This is a genomic window from Halalkalibacter sp. HAAS-P013, assembly GCF_056619925.1.
In genome coordinates this window covers 1-22149 of the sequence record NZ_JBWQTU010000006.1, presented here as the reverse complement: position 1 = coordinate 22149, position 22149 = coordinate 1, and the positions used below count along the sequence as shown (strand labels likewise).

21 protein-coding genes are annotated in these 22149 nt (G+C 33.5%); 19 read left to right on the top strand and 2 right to left on the bottom strand.

Annotated features, from left to right (window positions below):
- Nucleotides 1-126: 126 nt before the first annotated feature.
- Both cmk and AC1FXP_RS10375 read left to right on the top strand, forming a co-directional pair.
- Complete coding sequence (gene cmk, locus AC1FXP_RS10380) at nt 127-801, top strand: (d)CMP kinase (protein WP_480061038.1); 675 nt, start codon at nt 127-129, stop codon at nt 799-801.
- Between the two features lie 67 nt (nt 802-868).
- A complete protein-coding gene (locus AC1FXP_RS10375; RefSeq protein WP_480061036.1) occupies nt 869-1057 on the top strand; it encodes a hypothetical protein in 189 nt (62 codons plus the stop codon).
- A 174-nt stretch (nt 1058-1231) separates the two neighbouring features.
- Here AC1FXP_RS10375 and AC1FXP_RS10370 read toward each other — a convergent pair whose 3' ends face one another.
- Nucleotides 1232-1825, bottom strand: coding sequence for a serine O-acetyltransferase (locus AC1FXP_RS10370; RefSeq protein WP_480061034.1), 594 nt, complete (start codon nt 1823-1825; stop codon nt 1232-1234).
- Between the two features lie 332 nt (nt 1826-2157).
- Nucleotides 2158-3069, bottom strand: coding sequence for an LCP family glycopolymer transferase (locus tag AC1FXP_RS10365; RefSeq protein ID WP_480061032.1), 912 nt, complete (start codon nt 3067-3069; stop codon nt 2158-2160).
- Nucleotides 3070-3452: 383 nt separating this feature from the next.
- Here AC1FXP_RS10365 and AC1FXP_RS10360 point away from each other — a divergent pair, with 383 nt between their 5' ends.
- From AC1FXP_RS10360 to AC1FXP_RS10280, 17 genes are all read left to right on the top strand, one after another.
- Nucleotides 3453-4175, top strand: coding sequence for a YveK family protein (locus AC1FXP_RS10360; RefSeq protein ID WP_480061030.1), 723 nt, complete (start codon nt 3453-3455; stop codon nt 4173-4175).
- The gene (locus tag AC1FXP_RS10355) at nt 4120-4866 is read left to right on the top strand and encodes a CpsD/CapB family tyrosine-protein kinase (RefSeq protein ID WP_480061028.1); all 747 of its coding nucleotides are present in this window, start codon (nt 4120-4122) and stop codon (nt 4864-4866) included. The genes AC1FXP_RS10360 and AC1FXP_RS10355 overlap by 56 nt, the downstream gene beginning before the upstream one ends.
- Nucleotides 4867-4953: 87 nt before the next feature.
- Entirely contained in the window at nt 4954-5724 is a 771-nt protein-coding gene (locus AC1FXP_RS10350) for a tyrosine-protein phosphatase (RefSeq protein WP_480061026.1), read from the top strand.
- A 409-nt stretch (nt 5725-6133) separates the two neighbouring features.
- Complete coding sequence (locus tag AC1FXP_RS10345; RefSeq protein WP_480061024.1) at nt 6134-6277, top strand: hypothetical protein; 144 nt, start codon at nt 6134-6136, stop codon at nt 6275-6277.
- A gap of 244 nt (nt 6278-6521) precedes the next feature.
- Complete coding sequence (galU, locus tag AC1FXP_RS10340; protein ID WP_480061022.1) at nt 6522-7403, top strand: UTP--glucose-1-phosphate uridylyltransferase GalU; 882 nt, start codon at nt 6522-6524, stop codon at nt 7401-7403.
- 154 nt (nt 7404-7557) lie between these two features.
- Nucleotides 7558-9378 carry a polysaccharide biosynthesis protein gene (locus AC1FXP_RS10335; protein WP_480061020.1) on the top strand — a complete coding sequence of 607 codons (1821 nt, stop codon included), beginning with the start codon at nt 7558-7560 and terminating at the stop codon, nt 9376-9378.
- A 199-nt stretch (nt 9379-9577) separates the two neighbouring features.
- Nucleotides 9578-10237, top strand: a complete 660-nt coding sequence (locus AC1FXP_RS10330) for a sugar transferase (RefSeq protein ID WP_480061018.1) — start codon at nt 9578-9580, stop codon at nt 10235-10237.
- A complete protein-coding gene (locus AC1FXP_RS10325; RefSeq protein WP_480061016.1) occupies nt 10238-11062 on the top strand; it encodes an aldolase/citrate lyase family protein in 825 nt (274 codons plus the stop codon).
- A 26-nt stretch (nt 11063-11088) separates the two neighbouring features.
- Nucleotides 11089-11994: an NAD(P)-dependent oxidoreductase gene (locus AC1FXP_RS10320; protein ID WP_480061014.1), complete on the top strand. Its 906-nt coding sequence runs from the start codon at nt 11089-11091 to the stop codon at nt 11992-11994.
- Nucleotides 11995-12020: 26 nt separating this feature from the next.
- On the top strand, nt 12021-13160 hold the full coding sequence (locus tag AC1FXP_RS10315) for a glycosyltransferase family 4 protein (protein WP_480061012.1): 1140 nt from the start codon (nt 12021-12023) through the stop codon (nt 13158-13160).
- Nucleotides 13161-13184: 24 nt separating this feature from the next.
- A complete protein-coding gene (locus AC1FXP_RS10310) occupies nt 13185-14456 on the top strand; it encodes an O-antigen ligase family protein (protein ID WP_480061010.1) in 1272 nt (423 codons plus the stop codon).
- Nucleotides 14457-14526: 70 nt separating this feature from the next.
- Nucleotides 14527-15648: a glycosyltransferase gene (locus AC1FXP_RS10305; RefSeq protein WP_480061008.1), complete on the top strand. Its 1122-nt coding sequence runs from the start codon at nt 14527-14529 to the stop codon at nt 15646-15648.
- Between the two features lie 33 nt (nt 15649-15681).
- Nucleotides 15682-17148 (top strand): hypothetical protein, encoded by a 1467-nt coding sequence (locus AC1FXP_RS10300; RefSeq protein ID WP_480061006.1) that lies wholly within the window; start codon nt 15682-15684, stop codon nt 17146-17148.
- Nucleotides 17117-17740, top strand: coding sequence for a hypothetical protein (locus AC1FXP_RS10295; RefSeq protein WP_480061004.1), 624 nt, complete (start codon nt 17117-17119; stop codon nt 17738-17740). Before AC1FXP_RS10300 ends, AC1FXP_RS10295 begins: the two co-directional genes overlap by 32 nt.
- 172 nt (nt 17741-17912) lie before the next feature.
- Nucleotides 17913-19202 (top strand): oligosaccharide flippase family protein, encoded by a 1290-nt coding sequence (locus AC1FXP_RS10290; protein WP_480061002.1) that lies wholly within the window; start codon nt 17913-17915, stop codon nt 19200-19202.
- A 359-nt stretch (nt 19203-19561) separates the two neighbouring features.
- Nucleotides 19562-21031: an MBOAT family O-acyltransferase gene (locus AC1FXP_RS10285; RefSeq protein WP_480061000.1), complete on the top strand. Its 1470-nt coding sequence runs from the start codon at nt 19562-19564 to the stop codon at nt 21029-21031.
- 32 nt (nt 21032-21063) lie between these two features.
- A complete protein-coding gene (locus AC1FXP_RS10280) occupies nt 21064-21960 on the top strand; it encodes a hypothetical protein (RefSeq protein ID WP_480060998.1) in 897 nt (298 codons plus the stop codon).
- Nucleotides 21961-22149 lie beyond the last annotated feature (189 nt).

The following is a 22149-nucleotide window of genomic DNA, read 5'->3' as shown; positions in this document are numbered from 1 at the left end:
ATTGTTTGATATTGTAAGGTTATGAGAAAAATTAGTAATAAAAATGTAAATGAATCTCTCTTTCAACTGCGTTTTTTAATGTGATAAGATAGAGTTTGTTATTTAAAACGATACGAGGTGTAACCAATGACAAATAGAATAAATATAGCAATCGACGGTCCAGCAGGCGCTGGGAAGAGTACCGTTGCCAAAATGGTCGCAGAACAGCTTTCGTTTTTATATATTGATACAGGTGCGATGTATCGAACACTTGCCTATGCTGCATTAAAAAATCAAGTTGATGGTAATGATGGAGCAGCGTTAAAAGAGCTCCTTGATCAGATGAAGATTCAGTTAGTCAATGAAAAAGAAGGAACAAAAGTCCTGTTAAATGATCAAGACATCACAATGAATATTCGTACAGCTGAAGTGAATAAGCAAGTGCCACTTGTGGCAAGTCATGAAGCAGTCAGGTTAGAAATGGTTGAGCGTCAACGAGTTCTAGCAAATGAAGACAATTCTATCTTAGATGGTCGAGATATTGGTACACACGTATTACCAGATGCTGAAGTGAAAGTCTTCCTAACTGCTTCTGTAGACGTACGTGCGGAACGCCGCCATGAAGAGCAACTGAAAAAAGGCATGCCTTCTGACTTAGAAGAGTTGAAAAAAGAGATCGCCAAGCGTGATGAGTTAGATACAACGAGAGAAGTGGCACCACTGCGCAAGGCAAGTGATGCAATAGAGATCGACACGACGTCGTTAACCATTCCTGAAGTGGTAAGTGACATTATTAATTTGGTGAAGAAGCCTGCTCTTTAAGGGATATTGTTAATATATAGTGAAAGATAGAGTTTGGAGGACCTTAATCTTGTAAGGAGGTGATAAAATGGAATTAATCAAAGTTAGATTCACGTTTGACAATGATAACACCAAAGTTGTTAACATTGAAGCTGAAAACCAAGAAGAATTAATTAATAGACTGACTAGTCAAGATTGGTATATTTCAAAAGATAATGAAGTAGCTATAAATCTGAAGTTGGTTACAAGAATTACTTTTCCAAAACGTAAGGACTAGGATTGTATTCAAAGAGTTCTAAGCTACTCAAGGCTCCGGATGTGAACCCGGGGTCTTTTTTCACTACTACAACTGTGACTCTGTTTCTAGCCGCCAGGACGATAACGGGTTTATGTACTGGCGGGTTGTAATTTGAACGGGGCTTCTTTCAGTTTGATCATTTTCTAACTTTCTTTAAAGTGCTTGTTTCAGTTCTCGCCTCATTATGTCTGCACCTTTAATTACTTTGTTATTGATTTTAATTTTTCTAATCACCTTTGCGGGCACTCCAGCTACAACTACATTGCTTGGTACATCTTTGTTAATAACAGAGTTCGCTCCAATAATGACATTATCTCCTATTGTAATGCCCCCATATATTTTCACACCTGGTGCGATATAAACATTATTTCCTATTTGGGGAACTCCGTTTTTATGTTTGCCAATATTAACAGATGAATGAATTACACAGTTTTTCCCTATTCTTACTTGAGGGTGTAATACGATACTGCCGTAATGGGCGATCTTAAGACCAGCTTCAAAATTTTTCGGATAAATTGTATAACCTAACGTGATTCCTAGCTTTTTAAATTTTTTTTCCGTGAAGTAGGCACGTATTTTAAAGTAGGGATTTGCCTTTCTAACATTAAAATATTCGAGTTTTCTCATGACTCTTTGGAAGTACAGTTCCGGGTGCTTTAATTTATAGCTGCGCTTCCACTTTGTGAAATTTCTAGCTCTTAAATCGGCATTTAAATAGAATTCATAATCCTTTTTATTTTTTATCATAAGATCTCCTCCAAATTAGTAGATAAACATGATTATATCATTGTCGGAATAGTTCGAAAGTTATTGAGGGAGATTTACAAGGTTCTTCCTATATATTTGATATTTTTTGTTGATTGTTGGGGACGGATTTATTGCCCAAGAAGAATTATAGAGTCATTAAGTTAAATTATTTTCAGTTGCAGTTTTTTTGATTTTTATCGACGAGTTGGTTTGAAGATATATTCAACTAAGCCTGTCACGAAAAAGAATAATTGTAAGAAGAAGCCAGTATCGCAATAGTAATAAAAAGCAGAATGAAAACCAATCCGGTTACTCATTCTGCTTTTATCTTTTTAATTATCTAATTGTAAATGCTCACGTAACTCACCACGAACACGTGCTAACTCATCATCAGGAACAATTAAATAATAAATTCCATCAATCCGTGTACCGTCCCCGTTGATTTCCATTTGTTCTACATTATGCCGAGCATCACGATATTTCGATTGAATTGTCCACATATCTTCTAAATCCAAATCCGTTCTTACAGACTTACCGACCTCACTCAAAATATTTCCAACTCTTGTTATTGAACTTATTTGAGCACCTTCTTGAATAACGGCATCGACAATTTGACGCTGTCGGTCATTACGACCAAAATCCCCACGAGGGTCTTCATAACGCATTCGTGAGTAAGCCAGAGCTTCCTCACCATTTAAGAAAAGCTCTCCTTCAGGGAAGGAATGTCGACTATAATCAAAAGCAAAATCATTATAAACTGTTACTCCGCCTAGAGCATCAACTAACCCTTTGAACCCTTCCATATTGATACTTAGATAATGATCGATTGGAATATCAAGAAAGTTCTCAACAGTGTCCATCGTCATTTCAACACCGCCAAATGCATAAGCATGATTAATTTTATCAACCGTACCTCGTCCAATAATCTCCGTACGTGTATCACGCGGAATGCTTAACATTTTAACCGACTGATCTTCAGGGTTAACGGTCATCACAATAATCGTATCAGACCGGCCTGAATGATGGTCTCCTCTTGAGTCAACACCAGCAATTAAAAACGAAATCGGTTCCTGGTTTTCGACATCAACTTCCTTTTCTCGTTTCTCCGTGACACGCTCAATTGGTTCGTGGATTTCTTGAACCGTATCCGTAACAGACTTATATAAATAAAAACCATAAGTGGTAGCTGCTAGAAACAAAACACCAAACATAATGCCTAAAGTAACAAGTATTTTCTTTTTCATATAAGAATGCCTCTTCTCCTGGATTTAGAAATTACCAATAAACTTGCATAGATTTCTTATGCGATTATAGTTAAATTGTAACTATGAGGCCATTAAATATCAAACGAAAATAGACAATATATAGAAAGAATGGCGAATATTAAGGAATTGAGCTTAGTGTAATTACAATAGCGAGAAAACGTCCAAACCGAGGAATCAGAGTGATACGACCGTAAAGTGAAGAAATAACTCAATAGAAATTACCAAAAAACTAGTATAGATTTCTCAACAAATTAATAGTTAAATTGTAACTGATGAGTAATAAAAAATATCTACAGAAACTGACAATCTATGATATAATCCACAGTATTGCAGTTTAAAATATTAGGAGGTCAATTACCAATATGGAAGAAACGATTAGTTTAAAAGAGATCTTTCAAACGTTAAAAAGACGTATAAAGCTTCTCATCATTATCCCTGTTATTGCTGTATTAGTTAGTGCGCTTGTAAGTTATTTCTACTTAACACCAATATATCAGAGCTCTACGCAAATTCTCGTAAACCAAACTCAACAAGATCAAACGTTTAGTCAAAATGATATTAGAACAAATGTTGAACTTATAAATACGTATAACGTCATCATTAAAAGCCCAATTATTTTAGAAAAAGTCATTGAAGAAGCAAATCTATCCGAGTCGGTTGGAGCGTTAAATAGTAAGGTGACTGTCGGAAGTCAAAACAATTCACAGGTAGTTAACATTACTGTTCAACACGAACAACCATCAACGGCTGCTCACATTGCTAATACAATCGCTACTGTATTCCAACGTGAGATTGTTTCAATTATGAACGTTGATAACGTTAGTATCCTTTCTCAAGCTCAAGTAAGTGATTCACCATCACCAATTAAACCAAACCCAGAATTAAATATAGCTATTGCTTTTGTTGTTGGGTTAATGGCAGCAGTTGGTCTTGCGTTCTTGCTTGAATTCCTTGATACAACGATGAAAACGGAAAAAGATATAGAAGATACTCTTGACCTTCCTATACTAGGTGTCGTTGCAGCGATGGATGATCAAAAAGTTGGGAAAAAAGGAAAGAGAGGGGGAGCAAAACGTGTCTCGTAAAAGTAAAAAAACACATACAAATTTACAACGTAACCTAATTACAGAATTAGGGACTAGCTCACCTGTCTCTGAGCAGTACAGAACACTACGAACGAACATTGAATTTTCTGCGGTAGATAAAGAAATTAAAACGATTTTAGTTACATCAGCTGGACCGGCAGAAGGGAAGTCGACGACTGCATCAAACTTAGCTGTTGTGATGGCACAAAACGGCAACTCAGTTCTGTTAATAGATGCCGATTTACGAAAACCTACAATGCACTATACATTTGGGGTCTCGAACATGCGTGGTTTAACGAATGTCATCACGAAGCAAGGAAGTTTAGAAGAGGTAGTTCAAGAAACAAAAGTGGAGAATCTTTCCCTTTTGCCTTCTGGTCCGATTCCACCAAACCCAGCTGAGTTATTAAACTCGAGAATGATGGGTTTGATCCTTGAGCGTGCAAAAGAGGTATTTGACACGATTATCATTGACTCCCCACCTGTGATGGCGGTAGCCGATGCTCAAATTTTAGCGAGTAAGTGTGATGGTACGGTACTTGTTGTTTCAAGCGGAAAGACAGAACGAGAAGATGTAAAGAAAGCAAAAGATCAGCTGCTTAATGCGAAAGCAAACATCTTAGGTGCTGTATTAAACAATAAGAAGATTGAATCAGGAAGTTATTATTACTATAGCTCAACTTCAAATTAAATAGTTTCGGATCTAGAGGTTACTGAAAAGGCAGATTAGCTAATCAGTAACCTCTGTTTATAGAATTCAGTTTGAGGAGGGTAACGAATGATTGATATTCACTGTCATATCATACCAGGTGTTGATGATGGACCGAAAACCGTTGAAGAAAGCTTAGAACTAGCTAGATTAGCAGAATCAGAAGGGATTACGAAAATCATTGCGACACCTCACCACCAGCATCCGTCTTTTGAGAACAGTGGTTTCTCTGTCATTAGAGAAGTAGAACAATTGAATCATAAACTGAAGGAAGCAAATATTAATATAGATGTAATTCCATCCCAAGAGGTTCGTTTGCACGGTGGAATGATTCGGTATTTGGAATTAGGGGATGTTCTGCCGATGACACCAGGCAACTCATATATTTTAATAGAATTCCCTTCAAACAGTATTCCTCATTACACATCAAGATTATTTTACGATTTGAAACTACAAGGTTATACACCGATTATTGCACATCCGGAACGAAACAAAGTGTTGGCAGAAGATCCTGTGATGCTTTTTGACTTCGTAAAGAATGGGGTTCTCACGCAAATAACCGCTGGGAGTTTGACAGGTCACTTTGGGAAAAAAGTAATGAAATTCACTGAGCAATTACTAGAATCTAACTTAACTCATTTTCTAGCTTCAGATGCTCACAATTGTCATGAGAGACCTTTCTTATTAACTGAAGCTTATGCTGCAGTAGAAGAGCTATTTGGGATCGATATGGTGTACCATTTAAAAGAAAATGCAGAGCTGCTTGCTAGTCAACAGCATGTTCAAGTCTTGCCCCCTGAGCCAATTAGAAGAAAAAGACGTTTATTTGGTTTGTTATAAGACCTAAGAACCGATATTTTAATAGAAGCCAAATTAATGGCTTTTTTTTATGACTATTTTCATAGCGCTTTCACGGAATAACCTACGAAAATTGTCGAATGATAGGGTACGGAACTTGTTGAATTATGTATCTTAAACAACTACAATGATAAAGTGTAATTCATAGTGTTATTGCTTTTGTAATAAGGCTTCGTGATCACTCAAAAACCGTATATTGGAAAAGATAATTCGACAAAATGTATGTTAAGATATATAACAGACAAACAAGATTACATGCTAATGAATAATATCTAGACCTTTTGGACCATTATTGGCTGAAGATAACTTTATCATAGTGACTATAGTAAAAAGACAGAACAAGAGCATCTACATACCTCTTGTTCTTTTATTGCAAAGGATATGTGAAACTATGAAAAATCTTGATGAAATGCCGAAATCAATAAAAAAAGCAATTCGATATATAAAACAAGATGCGCCAGTAGAGAAACTTGAAACGATTCAGCTGCTTTTACAACAAGCGATAGAGATAAGAAAACAAGAAGACACGCGCTAAAAACCAAAAAGAGAACTTGGCAATGTCTCCTTGCCGTTATCGATGGAGGCACTCGGTTACGCTGTGGGTTCTATTTGAACCTTAGACGCAAATAGTCGTCATTAGTGTGGTGTGAGGAGGGGTTAGATGCCTCTTATTTTTAATAAAATAGATAGAGCCTTAAGCTACTAGTCTTACAAGTAAGTCTAATAGCTTAAGGCTTTCATTGTGTTAAGGACAAACAAGTTACAGGGGGGGAAATAAATTGAAAAAAGTTAGAAAAGCGATTATTCCAGCAGCAGGGCTAGGGACAAGATTCCTACCTGCAACAAAAGCGATGCCAAAAGAAATGCTTCCAATTGTTGATAAGCCAACAATTCAATACATTATTGAAGAAGCAGTTGAGTCAGGGATTGAGGATATTATTATTGTTACAGGTAAAGGGAAGCGTGCGATTGAAGATCACTTTGATCATGCGTTTGAATTAGAACAAAACTTGATTGAAAAAGAGAAGTTTGCTCTATTAGATAAAGTACAAGCTGCTTCAAAAGTCGATATTCATTATATCCGTCAAAAAGAACCAAAAGGATTAGGACATGCTGTCTGGTGTGCACGTAAGTTTATTGGGGACGAGCCATTTGCTGTTTTACTTGGGGATGATATCGTTCTAGCGGAAACGCCATGTACGAAGCAACTAATTGATGTCTATAACGAAACAGGTTCTTCTGTGATTGGTGTTCAAACTGTACCAGAAGATCAAACACATCGGTATGGGATTGTTGATCCGATTTCGCAAGAAGGCAGAACGTATCAAGTGAGTAACTTTGTTGAGAAGCCGAAGCAAGGTACAGCACCGTCCAACTTAGCTATTATGGGTCGATATTTGTTAACACCGCAGATTTTCTCTTTACTAGAAAGCCAAGAAACAGGTGCAGGGGGAGAAATACAATTAACAGACGCCATTCAACGTTTAAATGAACAACAGTATGTATATGCGTATGACTTTGAAGGTGAGCGTTTTGATGTTGGGGAGAAGCTTGGCTTTGTCTTAACGACGTTGAAGTTTGCGTTGCAAAATGAAGAGTTAAGTAAGCCGTTACTTCATGAGATGGAAGAGCTTCTTAATAAGAGTAAGTTGACTAACTAATTTTTGAAGAAGGGGATCATTACTTTCCCCTTCTATTTTACTGTTAAGGCCTAAATAAAGCCTTAACCTATGATTCTTCAAAGACAACTCAGAGGGATAATAGCTTAAGGTTTTATACATTACGAACGGTTTTTTATAGAAAGGGGAACATTACATGTCATATCGAAAACGAATAGCTGCTTTAGTGATGATCGATTCACTTATTGTATTAACGTCCATCTTTATTAGTCATTTCTTATTACTTCCGTTAGCAAATCCTTTTACAGTCGTCCTACTAGTTAGTGCAATTACATTGCTTATTAGCCACCATCTATTTGCAGCTAAGTACAAGCTATATAAAAAAGTTTGGCAATATGCGAGTATGTCCGAGCTTACAGGAATCTTTAAAGCTGTGACATTCTCAGTGATTGTAACAGGTGCGGTCCAACTCATCTTCTTCCAAGATATTGCCCTCCGAACACTAGCGATTACGTGGATGATGCATATTCTCTTTATTGGCGGATCACGTTTTTCTTGGAGATTATATCGAGACCATTATATTCAACAAGCAAAAGGGAAAAGCAATACATTGATTATCGGTGCCGGTGCGGCCGGAACGATGGTAGCTAGACAGCTCCAGCAAAGCCAAGAATCTGACTTAACTCCTGTTGCGTTTATTGACGATGATGTTAACAAACAGCATCTAGAAGTGTTAAACTTACCCGTTGTCGGTGGGATCGAAGAAATTGTATCAACAGTAGAAAAATTAAAGGTTAAACATATCATTATAGCTATCCCTTCCCTTAGTAGAAATGAATTAAACACGATTTTTGAAGAATGTTCAAAAACAAAAGCGAAAACACAAATTCTCCCTCGTATTGAAGATATAATGTCTGGAAAAGTATCAGTCAATCAATTCCGTGATGTAGAAGTAGAGGATTTACTTGGACGCGAACCAGTTGAGCTTGATGTTGCAGGTATTGAGAAGTATGTAAAAGGAAAGACCGTTCTCGTTACGGGAGCTGGTGGATCGATTGGATCAGAAATTTGCCGTCAACTTTCCATTTTCAAACCAAAAGAGCTCGTTTTACTAGGACATGGTGAAAACAGTATTTATTCGATTGAAATGGAATTGCGAAGAACGGTACCTGAATTAAATATCTCAACTGAAATTGCTGATGTGCAAGATCGTGATAAAATGTTTTCGATCATGGCTAAGAGACAGCCGCATGTCGTTTACCACGCAGCAGCACATAAACATGTTCCTTTAATGGAGCGTAATCCAGAAGAAGCAGTTAAGAACAATGTGATTGGAACGAGAAACGTAGCTGAAGCATCGAATGAAGCTGGCGTAAATACGTTTGTGATGGTTTCCACAGATAAAGCCGTGAATCCTACGAGTGTGATGGGGGCAACGAAGCGTATTGCGGAGATGGTTGTACAGCATATGGATATGATTAGTGATACTCGTTTTGTAGCTGTTCGTTTTGGAAATGTGCTTGGGAGTCGCGGGAGTGTGATTCCATTATTTAAGCAGCAGATTCAGAATGGTGGACCATTGACAGTTACTCACCCTGATATGGTTCGTTATTTTATGACAATACCTGAGGCTTCTCGTTTGGTCCTTCAAGCTGGGGCGCTTGCTGAAGGTGGAGAAGTGTTTGTGCTTGATATGGGTGAGCCGGTGAAGATTGTTGATTTGGCTCGTAACCTAATTAAATTGTCTGGGTATACGGAGGATGAGATTCCGATTGTGTTCTCTGGGATGAGGCCTGGGGAGAAGATGTTTGAGGAATTGCTTGGTGCGGATGAAGTGCATAGTGAGCAGGTTTATCCGAAGATTTATCGTGGGAAGACTCCGGAGGTTAATATAAATGTGACTTATGAGTTGGTTGGTGAATTTGAGGGGCTGACTAAAGAACAGTTACGTGAGAGATTGTTGGATATTGCTAACTTTAGGGTTGGTGAGTTGAGGGTTTTAAGTGGAGTGAAGTAGATGTAAGGTCAAAGCCATTTTCTGTTTTATTAGCTGGAGATGGCTTTAGCTTATTTTTAATTAAGCTAGATCGATAATTTAGTGGTTAGTAGTTAGTTGGAATTAGGTTCATTTAAGCACTAATCGACTAAAGTTATATTATAGAGATTTTCCTCTTGTGGATACGGAAACAATTATGCAAAGGAGCTGAGCACTTATTATGATATACAAGTATATTAAAAGGCTAATGGATATCGTTCTATCAGTTATTGGTCTATCAATTCTTTCACCATTATTAATAATAGTAGCTATTGCAATTAAATTAGAGTCGAAAGGTCCGGTTATTTTTCAACAAGAGCGGCTTGGTCTAGATGGAAAAGTATTTAAAATTTATAAGTTTCGATCAATGTGTGTTGGTGCTGAGAAAAGTGGTGTTTATGAAACAAAAGGTGACGCTAGGGTAACTAAGGTAGGAAAGTTTATAAGAAAGACAAGTATAGATGAGTTTCCCCAATTTATAAATATTATAAAAGGTGACATGTCTCTTATCGGGCCTCGTCCCACTTTAACATACCACCCATGGAAGTTAAGTGAATATACTGAATTTCAATGGAAAAGGTTTGATGTTAGACCTGGAGTTACAGGGTGGGCTCAAGTAAATGGAAGAAAAGAAGTGCCTTGGGATAAAAGGATTGAATATGATGTAGAGTACGTTGACAATCTATCGTTTGCATTAGATTTTAAAATTTTCACTAAGACTATATTTAAAGTACTAATGATGAAGGACAATGTAAATGTTGGAGAGACTGCAAAGAGAGATACAGATAATGTTATAAATAACGAAGTAGCAGCAACAAAAGAAGAAAGTGGGACTAAGTAAATGTCTTTAAAGTTAATGTACATTACTAATCAAGAGGATATTGCTAAAACAGCTGAACAAAGTGGTGTAGACTGGATTTTTATTGACTTAGAAATAAACGGTAAAGATGATCGACAGGGACACTTGGACACAGTCATATCCCGACATAGTATTGATGATATAAAAAAAGTTAAGCAAATACTTAATAAATCAGAATTACTTGTACGTATAAATCCAATTTATGATGGTTCAAAAGACGAGATTAATAAAGTCATTGAATACGGTGCAGATATTGTTATGCTTCCGTTTTTTAAAACTAAAGAAGAAGTAGCGGAATTCGTAAACCTAGTGAATGGTAGAGCAAGGGTTTGTCTTTTGTGTGAAACATCAGAAGCAGTAGAGAACATAGATTCTATATTATTGGTGGATGGGATTGATTACATTCACATCGGATTAAATGATCTGCACCTTAGTTATGATCTGAAGTTTATGTTTGAACTATTGGTAGATGGTACGGTTGAAAGGTTATGCAATAAGTTTAAAGCTAAAGGAATTCCGTATGGATTTGGTGGGATAGCAAAGCTTGGACAAGGAACCCTCCCAGCGGAGAACATTATTGCTGAACACTACCGTTTAGGATCTAGCATGGTTATCTTATCAAGAAGCTTTTGCAATACAAGTAAGGAAGCAGATATCACTATGGTAGCAGAAGTGTTTGAAACAGGTGTTAAAGAAATAAGAAACTATGAAGAAAGGTTAATAAACGAACAAAATAGTTTCTTTTATGAGAATAAAGATTTTCTTAGAGAAAAGGTTGATGAAATTATAAACGCAATTGTCAAATAGCTTGTAAGAAAAAGGAGTTTGTAAAAATGAAGCTATTACTTACTGGGGCATTTAAATATAGTGAAGAACAATTAAATAAATTAAAATTGCTTGGTTTTGAAACCATATTTGTTCAGGATGAAAGAGTTGCTATACAATTTGATGTCTCTGATATTGATGGAGTAGTTTGTAATGGTCTATTTCTCTACAATGATATCCAGAAATTTAAGAACCTGAAATTTATACAACTCACTAGTGCTGGGTTAGATAGGGTTCCTCTTAAGTATATTAAGGAACATGGAATAGAACTTTATAATGCCAAAGACGTTTATAGCATTCCAATGGCTGAATGGGTAGTACTTAAAATCTTAGAAACTTACAAAATGAGCGGTCATTTCTACAAATTACAATTTCAACGTAAGTGGGAAAAGGAACGTAATATATTAGAACTTACTGATAAGACTGCAGCTATAATTGGTTTTGGTAGTGTAGGGTCTGAAGTTGCTAAACGCCTTAAAGCTTTTGGGGTAAATGTAATTGGTGTTGGTAGACGAGATATTACATCTGATTTAGTTGATGAATACTACAAAATTGAAAAATTAGATGAAGTGTTAAGTGAGAGTGATATTGTTATTTTGACTATTCCTTTCACAAAGGAAACAACCCACTTGATTGATGCTAATAGAATACGAAAGATGAAAGATAACAGTGTACTTATTAATGTTTCTCGTGGTGGCATTGTAGACCAGAAGGCATTGATAGAATCTCTTAAAACTAATAAGTTCCATGGAGTAGCACTTGATGTATTTGAGGAAGAACCATTAGCAGAAGAAAATGAGTTGTGGGCTTTAGATAGTGTTATTGTTACGCCTCATAACTCATTTATATCTGATAGGGTCAGTGAACGGTTGTTTCAATTAATTGTAAGAAACTCAACAGATAACTTATGTTAATTATATACTTTAAAGAGGTGCAATAAATGAAAGTAATGGTGATTTCACCAAAAAATAAAACACTATTTAATTTCAGGGGAGATCTTATAAAGGAAATTGTTTCAAGAGGACATGAAGTTGTTACAATTGGTCCAAATCAGGACTATTTAGATGACGTACTAGCCCTTGGGGTGAAATTCATAGAAGTCCCTTTTTCTAAAGATAACACTAGTATACTTGGAGATCTAGAGTATTATAAAAAGCTAAAAAGAGTAATAAAAAAAGAGAAGCCAGATTTAGTATTTAGTTATACTATCAAACCAGTAGTTTATGGTAGTTTAGCAGCTCGAAAAGCAGGAGTTAAAAAAATATATCCGATGGTAACTGGGCTAGGGCGTGTATACGCTTCTAATAGTTTTAAAGCTAAACTATTAAGAAAAATTACTGGTACCCTATATAAGCAAGCTTTTAAAGGGTGTAATAAAGTTATTTTTCAAAATAATGACGATTTAAAACAATTTGTTAAATTAAGCTACCTACCTGAAGATAAAGCAGTCCGAGTGAATGGTTCAGGAGTAAGTATGGAAAGATTTATTGCAAATGATTTACCTGATCAACCAGTATTTTTAATGATAGCTAGAATTATTAAAGAAAAAGGTGTATTTGAATTTGCGGAGGCAGCCAGGCAAGTAAAAAAAGTTTACCCAGAGTCAAGGTTTATTCTACTTGGTGGTTTTGATAGTTCCATTGGTGCTATTAAACCTGAAGAAATAAAACCTTATATAAATGATGGATCAATTGAGTTTCCAGGAGAGACTAAAAATGTTGTTCCTTTTTTTGAAAAGGCGAAAGTCTTTGTATTACCTACTTATTATCGTGAAGGACTTCCGAGAACTATTTTAGAAGCAATGGCGATGGCCAGACCTGTTATTACAACAGATTGGCCAGGTTGTCGTGATGCAGTGACTGATGGAGTTAATGGATTCTTAGTACAGCCCAAAGATAGTAAAGGGTTGGCTGAGAAAATAAAATATATGATCGAGAACCCTAAGATTCTCAAAGGAATGTCTGAAAAAAGTATATATCTGTGTAATAACAAGTATGATGTTAAGATTGTTAATAAGCATATGCTTGATATTATGGGATTAGGAGATAAAAATAATTTAAACAAATACGATAAAAGTTAAGTAGAGAAATTAGGTGCAAAATAGATGTACAATAGTCTATTGAGATATTTTATTTATTTATTTATTTTTTTTATTAGTTGGACAGATGCATTTTCTTTAGGGCAATGGTTTCCTTTACATGTTATGTTAACCATAGTTATAACAGTCTTATTTATACTTCAAACTTTAATAATTAAAAAGATAGAAAAAACTCCATTTAAGGTTGAAGATGTATTTATATTAATCTTTATTTTATCATTGTTCTTTTCAAGTTTAGTAAATAATAATTCAAAAACATTTAATTACCTAGGTGCATACACATTAATATTTGTTTTTGAATACCTACTCATGAAAGGAGCAATTTATAAAAATATTTGTTATGGGAAATTAATGAAGATAAATTTAATTTCTGTAATGTTTGTGAGTGTTTTTGTTATTAGTGAGTTTAGCTTACAATATTTCACGGGGATAGATGTTCAACAATATATAGTAAGGAACAGGGCCACATCAGCAACATACGCTGTTGAGTTTTCTCGTTCTTATGGTTTTGCTACTGAACCAGGAGTACTAGCATTCTATTTTAATTCTCTTGCACCAATAGCAATATGGTATTTATGGAAAAAAACTAATACTGATACTAAACTAATAAAAAGAATATTATTAACCATATTACCCATTTTAGCCCTTATTACAACCTTTTCATCGGCCGGAATTACATTTTTACTTTTATCTTTAACGATTGTGTTTTTACTAAATATTAAAAGAATACTAGTAAAAAAATATAAAGTTACTAAAATATTGATTACTTTAGTATTTCTTGTATTAGTTTCTACCATAACATACGCTAATATTACTACACTTAAAAGTCTAGAAAACTATTACAGTCCAATGATTTCAAAAGCTTCCTTAAATGAGGATATAGGTTCAGCTAGAGAAAGGGTATCACGTTGGGAAAGAGGAATAGATGGAATTAAAGAAAGCCCTCTTATAGGTAAAGGATTAGGGAGTACATCGTCGGAAGGCTATGGAAGTACAACAAATTGGTATATGTTTTTAACATTAGAAGCAGGAATTATTACCTTATTGCCGATTACTATTTTTCTCTTTCTAAGTTTTATAAGAATTTACAAATCTAAACTCGATTCAAGGAACATTTTTCTGTTCAGTTTTATTGCTGGTATTTTACATTTAAGCGTTATGTCAACTTTTTATCATCCCTTTCTGTGGATATTATTAATATTCTTCAATTTTTCTAATGACACACTCTCCAAAGGTAGTAGCATAATTACAGAAAAAGATATGAATTTATCTAAATAATTTCTACATCTTTAAGTGTTGGGAATATATTCCTTGGAAAAAGTATATAAAATAGTAAAGGAGAAGAATAATGAGAGTTTTATACGTACTGAATAAGCTGTCACACACGTCCATACCTTTAGAGATGGCTAACATGTTGTCTGAAATTTTTGAAACTACAGTGGTTTCTCTATATGATTCGGAGAATTCCGCCCAAAAAATAGTAGATTCAGTTGCACCCAACTGTAAATTTGAAGCTTATAATTTGAAAAAAGAACCGATAATTGGTTTGAAAGAGTTTGCTACTTTTATTAAGAAAGGTGATTTTGATATAATTCACACTCATCAAGCTGTATCAGGTACTCTAGCACGGTGGGTGGCACAAAAATTACATCAATCTAAAGTAGTTCATACTGTTCATGCGAATCATAACAGTTTTTCAGCGTGGCAAAATTTAATTATTGGTTTTACTCTACAGTATAGTGATGCTATTGTGGGAAATTCAAAAACGTCCTTAGAGGGTTTAAAAAACTGGCAAAAGAGGCGTACAAGAAATGTTAATAAGCTAGTTATATATAATGGGGTGGACTGTAACATTATTCAGAATACGCCTTCTGAAATTGGAGAAATTCTTGTCAAGGAACATGGAATTGGATCGGAAGATTTTTTATTTGGAATGGTTGGACGTTTTGTAAAGGTAAAAAACCATCAAAAAGTTTTACGAGCATTTGAAGGTTTTCTACGTGAAGCTCCAAAAGATAGAAGATATAGATTGTTATTGGTTGGGGATGGCCCAGAGCGTGAAAAAATTAACGAGATAATTCAAGCAAGCGATTTATTAAAAGAACATGTGGTTTTAACGGGGATGCTACCTAGAGAAACAGTTTATAGCTTGTTACATCGTTTTGACGCATTTATCATGGCTTCATTTTACGAGGGTTTTTGTAATGCATTAATGGAGGCTCTAGTCGTAGGACTCCCAGCAATGGTTTCTAACATTAATATTTTTGTAGAATTATTTGATCAAGAAAGTAATATGGTGATGTTTGACCCTAAAGATGAACAGGAAATAAAGCAAGGTATGTTCAATATGATTAAATTTGAATATAGTAAAGAAAAAAATGATGAGATTATAGAAAAGTTGAGGGGGAAATATGACATTTCCGAATGTTTCAACCGATATGCTACTTTATATCGTGAAATTTCCAAATAGTTAGTTGTACCAAACGTTAGGGGGAAAATATTAATGCTTTCTGTGTTAGAAAAAATATTTCAAAGATTAAATGAGGAAAAAATAGAATATATACATTGGAAGAGTAATGAGCATCTATATGCTGCACTAAATGGAGATACAGATTTAGATATTATGGTGCGACCAGAGCATCATAATAGGTTTGTTCATATTTTGGAAGAGGAAGGATTTTCTTTATATAATGCTACTGGAAAGAAAAGTTATATATCAATATTTGATTATGTTAAGTTAGATCCAGAATCAAAGAAAGTGTTGCATGTTCATTTACATGATCGTTTTATGGTTGGAAAAAAATTTTACAAAGAATACTTGATACCTATTGATGATGCTTTTTTTGCAAATGCTAAACTAGACAGGGATTTCCCTGTTCGTATAATGCACCCTGCACAGGAATTACTTATACTTTGGTTACGCTACTGTCTCAAAATTGGACCTTTACGATTTTTCTTGCACCGATTTCGTGTGAGCAGTGATTTTAAAAGAGAATCGCAATGGTTAGAAGATCGAGTAACCAAACAGGAATTAGAATTTTATTCAAAAGACTTACTAATGAGTAATGACAAAGTTATAAATAAATTACACGAATTTTTGCAAAGTGATAAAAGGGGAAAAAAATTACTTCCTTTAATTCTCGCCGTTAGGAAAATGTATAGACCATATAAAACGGAAAAAATGACCGGTATAAAATATCTCTTTGTACGTCTAATGATGATTTGGGATTATATATTGCAGAGTAAATTTGTTCGTCCGGTTCCTTATCGCCGTATAAATCCAGCAGGGGGACGAATAATTGCCATAGTGGGTGCCGATGGAGCAGGTAAATCTACAATCAACGCTATGTTACAGAAATCACTGAAAAAAAAGATTGATGTTTATAATGAGTATTTTGGTAGTGGTGAAGGTAAAAGTTCATTAATTAGGGCTCCTTTACAGTTTTTAAAAAAGTTTACTAAAGCTAAAAAGCAAGAGGCTGTAAGAGAAACACAAAACGAATTGCAAAGAAAGCAAGGGAATTTATCAATTATAAAGGCTGTTTGGGCATTAGTATTGGCATTAGAAAAGCAAAATAAGCTAAACCGCATTTGGAAAGCTCGAGCTAGGGGTATGATAGTAATTTGTGATAGGTATCCTCAAACGCAGTTTATGGGGATTAATGATGGACCTTTACTTTATAAATGGACTGAATCTACAAACTGGATTAAAAGAAATCTGGCACAATGGGAGTTTGGTATCTATGAACAGGCGAGTATATTAAAGCCTGACTTATTGATAAAACTTTTAGTAGATGCTGAAACAGCCAAAGAAAGAAAACCTATGGATAATCCTATTACTATTGAAAATAAAGTTGAAATTATTAAAGAACTCCGGATACCGTCTGGGGTAATCATTACTATTAATGCAAATAAACCACTTGAAGAGGTAATAACTGATGTATATTCTGAAATATCAGCAGTGCTGTGATCAAAAGTTTGATAATTGCATAGAGATGTTGGGGATGCCAGCTTCTGGGAAATCCACATTAATGCGAAAAATAATCCAAGGGCAAAGTGATGTAGTAGATGTAAATAGTTCATTACCAAAATCTAATTTAAAGCGACAATTTTATAAATTAGGTTGTCTAGTTTCCATTTTGTTTTCTTCACCAAAAATGTTTATACGTGATACCAAGATAATAATATCTTCTAAACAGAAAAGTTTAAAAGATCTATTCAGTGTGCTGTCGAATTGGTTTGCGATTATTTATTTGTATCGAAAAAACAGTATAAACATAAAGGGACAATATATTTGGGATCAAGGTTTATTCCAAGCCCTCTGGTCTATAACATTCAGTGCTAGTAAGAACTATGACATGTTGGGGCTCCTTGAGAAAAAGCCACTTCCAAAAGTAGTGTATTTTACAGATGTAAATGATGATCTTCTAGTACATCGGGCTTTTACTCGGAATACGTCAATTAGATTGGATTACAAAGATCCTGGTCATATTAAAAAAGGTAGAGAAGTTCTCACACAGGTAATAGATTGTATGGAGAGAATCGGATATAACAAAGAGTGATTAAACTTTCGAGTCTAGATATATTACTTATAATAAGTAGTTTAAAAAATATTGTAAATCGGTAAAATGTTGTGAAGTTATATAATATTTATAACACTTTTGTTTGATTACTAAAAAAGTTTCATAAGTTCATGTTGGATCTAAACTAATATAAATAAAGAATGGTGTCTTTATGGAAAATAAAAAAGAAAAGATTCCAAGTGTATCATTGAAAAAAAACTTTTCATTTGTTTTTTTGGCTAACATATTTTTCGCTTTATCTCAATGGGGAATATTAATTGTAATTGCCCGTTTAGGCAATGTTGAAATGGTAGGACAATATACACTAGGGTTAGCAATTATATCTCCGATAATTATGTTTTCAAGTTTAAAGTCCTCAACGGTATATATTACAGACCAAATAGAAAAGTATAAATTTATAGATTATTTTAGTTTGAGAATTCTCACTTCTATTATTACATTAGTTATACTTGTTATTATATTATTCGCTATTGAATATAGTCTTTTAACGAGCTTGATAATAATATTAGTAGGAATTTATAAAGTTGTTGAATCTATAAGTGAAATTTTATATGCTCCTATGCAAAAAGAAGAGCATGTAACTTTTGTAGCTATTTCTAAAGTAGTTAAAGGAATATTATCGCTTATTTCAATTTCAACAATACTTTACTTTACAGATAATTTGATTTTAGGCTTATCTGTTGTAATAATTATTTACTTATTAATGCTATTTTTATATGATTTGAAGAATGCTAAGAAGTTTAAATCTGTAAAGATTAGTTTTGTATTTCCTCATTTTTATAATATTATAAAAATATCACTTCCATTAGGCGTACTCCATATGTTAATTTCTCTCAATACAAATATTCCTAGGTACTTTGTGGAGTATTATTTTGATGCAGAAATATTAGGGTATTTTGCTGCGATATCATATATGGTAGTAAATAATATAAATATTTTTACGACAGCACTGAGTAAAGTTGTGATGCCTAGGTTTTCCAAACTTGTTTATAATAGAAAAATAAAAGAAATTAAAAAGTTACTCACTAAATTAGAATTTGTTGGGTTAATGCTAGGTATTATTAGTATATCTACTGTATATATGTTCGGAGATTTTCTATTAACATTTATATATGGAAATGATTATGGAAGTTATACAAATATATTTAAAATCCTTATAATATCAACAGTTTTTATTTTTGTTAGTTCGTTCCATAGTTTCTTAATTACATCTGCAAGGTATTTTAAGGTGCAACCCATCTTAGGTGTAATATGGGTAGTAAGTTCAGTTATACTTTGCTTTTTATTGATACCACCTTTTGGAATTGAGGGAGTTGCTTATTCGGTAGTTCTAGTTAGTATAATTCAACTGTTATCAAGATATATTGTTCTTCAAAAAATATTCCGTGATTTAAAATTGGATGTAGTTGTCGAGAAAAAAGAGAAGAATCTCAACCTATGAGTATTAAACGATAAAGTGAAGTTAAGAAACTAGAGATTTTCCAGAAAATATTAGTGAAATTAATCACTGGGTTTAAATTTAATACCAGTGATTTAAATATGCAATGATATTTCTTTTACCAATATAAACTTTATACTTGTTTAAATTAAGCTTTTCCATTTGAAGTTAAATATTGTTTTGAATAATCTTCGTATTAATACCAATTATATCTAGTTCGTACTATAAAATACAAATTCATTTTAACTAATTCATTTTCTTGTTTGGATAAGTGATGCTCTGAAATTGAACATAACCAGTATGCTATGCAGAGTATATTTTTAGTTTGTAAACTTTTATAGTAAAAAGGAGTCAGTTATTATATGCTTTTTAACTCTTTGCATTTTATGTTCTTTTTTCCAATAGTAATAGGGTTATATTTTTTAATTCCTCATAAATATAAATGGGTATTACTATTAGCGGCCAGCTATTACTTCTATATGAGCTGGAAACCTGAATATATAATATTAATATTAATATCTACATCAATAAGCTATTATTTTGGGATATTAATTAGTAATAGTAATAATGAGCGGTTAAGGAAAGCTTTTTTGACAATAAGTATTACATCAAGTTTAGGGATTTTATTTACTTTTAAATATTTAACTTTTTTTATGGGCACATTTGACTCTGTATTAGCATCGTATAATATATTTTATGGCTTACCAAATTTTGAATTATTACTACCAATTGGGATTTCTTTTTATACATTTCAAACATTAAGTTATTCTATAGATGTTTATAGAGGAAAAGCAAAAGCTGAAAAGCATTTTGGTATCTTTGCGTTGTACGTTTCCTTTTTCCCACAATTAGTAGCCGGACCAATTGAAAGATCAACTAATTTATTACCTCAATTTTATAAAAGAAATGGTTTTGTTTATAAAAATGTCTCAAAAGGAATCAAATTAATGCTATGGGGCTTTTTCTTAAAGGTGGTAATTGCAGATAGGCTTGCTGTATATGTTAATGAAGTTTACAATAATCCCTTTGACTATAATGGACTTCCATTATTAATAGCCACTGTATTTTTTGCATTTCAAATATTTGGTGATTTTGCCGGATATTCTCTTATTGCAATTGGTGCAGCAAAAGTAATGGGGTTTAATCTTATGAATAACTTTAAAAGGCCATACTATTCAAAGTCTATTTCTGAGTTTTGGAGAAGATGGCATATTTCTTTGTCAACATGGTTTAAAGACTATCTGTACATTCCCTTAGGTGGTAATAGGGTAATAAAGTGGAGATGGCAATTTAATTTATTTATTGTATTTCTTGTTAGTGGCTTATGGCATGGAGCAAATTGGACCTTTGTGGTCTGGGGGGCATTACATGGCTTTTATTTAGTATTTAGTATTTGGACCTATAAAATAAGAAAGCAATTTGTTCATTTTTTAGGGCTGAGTAAATACCCTATATTTTGTAAAATTTTTCAAGTGAGTATAACTTTTTCTTTGGTATGTTTTGCATGGATTTTCTTTAGGGCAAATAATATAAGCGAAGCTTTTTATATAGTTTCTAATATGTTTGTAGGCTTATTAGATACTTCTAGTTTACTTGGTTCTATGAAGTCCTCTTTGTTAATAGGATGGACACAGCTTGATTTGTTAATAGCATTATCGTCATTATTTATAATGGAAGTTGTTCATATGAACCAAAGAAGAGGAGGACTAAGTAAAAAACTATCACGTACGCCATTTATATTTAGATATGCTGCTTATGTTTATATCCTATTTGCAATATTGTTTTTAGGTTACTATTCAACAGAAGTAGAATTTATTTATTTTCAATTCTAACATACCTATATAATTAAATAAGGTGGAGTGCAATGTTAATAAAGCTTATTTATAAAATGTTACTGTTTTTTTTACCTGTAATGCTGGTTACTTACTTTTTAAATAATTACTATATAGAAAGTGTAATAGGTACTATGAATCCAGAAGCTGAGATAGTTATCATAGGTGACTCCCGTGCAAGAGCTGCTATATCAGGGATTGATAAAGATAATCTTGTATGGGATATGTCTGCAGATAGTGACTCGGTTAAAGAAATGTATTTAAAATTAAAATATGCACTTCAAAATAACAATGAAATAGAAACTCTAGTTTTGCAGAGTGATTATCATATGTTATCTTCATATAGGGTCAATTCAGTTAATAAAAACAGATCGTATCTGTATGCTTCGAAAGAAGATATTTATAGTCTTTTTGGAGAGAGTATAGGGAATGTAGATAAATTTCTTCACTCTAAATTTCCTATTTCTCTTGGGGAGAATAGATCATTTACAATGCTAAGATTGTCTATGGAGATAAATCGTTTGAGGGATGGTTATAATCAGAGGTGGGTAGAAATGTCTGAATCTGCTAGGGAAAATAGAGCTGTCTCAAGGGTTAATGGTCAATTTAATAATGCTAATATTGAAATAGAATTACAAAATGTATATGAGGATATTCTTGAGTTAGCTAATGAACATAATATAACTGTAGTTGGAGTTAGATATCCTATCTCAAAAGAGTATATAGCAGCGCTAAATAACTTTGACATAGAAAAATTTGATTTATTTTTTGATAGTATCGATTATAATTACTTTCTTGATTATAGTGAATTATATTTAGACAATGTACATTATTTTGCAGATGAAGATCATCTGAATAAGTCTGGAAACAGAAGCTTTAGAGGTTTATTATTAGAGGATCTTAAAATGAATTATGTATACAACGATTAATTAAAAAATAACTACAGTTTGGTATTTATTGTTGATTATAATTTATTATCAAAGGTGCCTAGTGGTCAAGCCCCCTAATAATAGACAAAGATAAATACGACATTAACCTGCAATTTTATAATCTAAATAATATCTCTTCGGAGTAACGAGACCCAGTTTATACTGGGTTCTTTTTTCGTTGTAATAACG

What these genes read in the sequence shown, in the direction of transcription:
- cmk (WP_480061038.1), top strand. Translation starts at nt 127, where the DNA reads ATGACAAATAGAATAAATATAGCAATCGACGGTCCAGCAGGCGCTGGG.
- AC1FXP_RS10375 (WP_480061036.1), top strand. Translation starts at nt 869, where the DNA reads ATGGAATTAATCAAAGTTAGATTCACGTTTGACAATGATAACACCAAA.
- AC1FXP_RS10370 (WP_480061034.1), bottom strand. Translation starts at nt 1,825, where the DNA reads ATGATAAAAAATAAAAAGGATTATGAATTCTATTTAAATGCCGATTTA.
- AC1FXP_RS10365 (WP_480061032.1), bottom strand. Translation starts at nt 3,069, where the DNA reads ATGAAAAAGAAAATACTTGTTACTTTAGGCATTATGTTTGGTGTTTTG.
- AC1FXP_RS10360 (WP_480061030.1), top strand. Translation starts at nt 3,453, where the DNA reads ATGGAAGAAACGATTAGTTTAAAAGAGATCTTTCAAACGTTAAAAAGA.
- AC1FXP_RS10355 (WP_480061028.1), top strand. Translation starts at nt 4,120, where the DNA reads ATGATCAAAAAGTTGGGAAAAAAGGAAAGAGAGGGGGAGCAAAACGTG.
- AC1FXP_RS10350 (WP_480061026.1), top strand. Translation starts at nt 4,954, where the DNA reads ATGATTGATATTCACTGTCATATCATACCAGGTGTTGATGATGGACCG.
- AC1FXP_RS10345 (WP_480061024.1), top strand. Translation starts at nt 6,134, where the DNA reads ATGAAAAATCTTGATGAAATGCCGAAATCAATAAAAAAAGCAATTCGA.
- AC1FXP_RS10335 (WP_480061020.1), top strand. Translation starts at nt 7,558, where the DNA reads ATGTCATATCGAAAACGAATAGCTGCTTTAGTGATGATCGATTCACTT.
- AC1FXP_RS10330 (WP_480061018.1), top strand. Translation starts at nt 9,578, where the DNA reads ATGATATACAAGTATATTAAAAGGCTAATGGATATCGTTCTATCAGTT.
- AC1FXP_RS10325 (WP_480061016.1), top strand. Translation starts at nt 10,238, where the DNA reads ATGTCTTTAAAGTTAATGTACATTACTAATCAAGAGGATATTGCTAAA.
- AC1FXP_RS10320 (WP_480061014.1), top strand. Translation starts at nt 11,089, where the DNA reads ATGAAGCTATTACTTACTGGGGCATTTAAATATAGTGAAGAACAATTA.
- AC1FXP_RS10315 (WP_480061012.1), top strand. Translation starts at nt 12,021, where the DNA reads ATGAAAGTAATGGTGATTTCACCAAAAAATAAAACACTATTTAATTTC.
- AC1FXP_RS10310 (WP_480061010.1), top strand. Translation starts at nt 13,185, where the DNA reads ATGTACAATAGTCTATTGAGATATTTTATTTATTTATTTATTTTTTTT.
- AC1FXP_RS10305 (WP_480061008.1), top strand. Translation starts at nt 14,527, where the DNA reads ATGAGAGTTTTATACGTACTGAATAAGCTGTCACACACGTCCATACCT.
- AC1FXP_RS10300 (WP_480061006.1), top strand. Translation starts at nt 15,682, where the DNA reads ATGCTTTCTGTGTTAGAAAAAATATTTCAAAGATTAAATGAGGAAAAA.
- AC1FXP_RS10295 (WP_480061004.1), top strand. Translation starts at nt 17,117, where the DNA reads ATGTATATTCTGAAATATCAGCAGTGCTGTGATCAAAAGTTTGATAAT.
- AC1FXP_RS10290 (WP_480061002.1), top strand. Translation starts at nt 17,913, where the DNA reads ATGGAAAATAAAAAAGAAAAGATTCCAAGTGTATCATTGAAAAAAAAC.
- AC1FXP_RS10285 (WP_480061000.1), top strand. Translation starts at nt 19,562, where the DNA reads ATGCTTTTTAACTCTTTGCATTTTATGTTCTTTTTTCCAATAGTAATA.
- AC1FXP_RS10280 (WP_480060998.1), top strand. Translation starts at nt 21,064, where the DNA reads ATGTTAATAAAGCTTATTTATAAAATGTTACTGTTTTTTTTACCTGTA.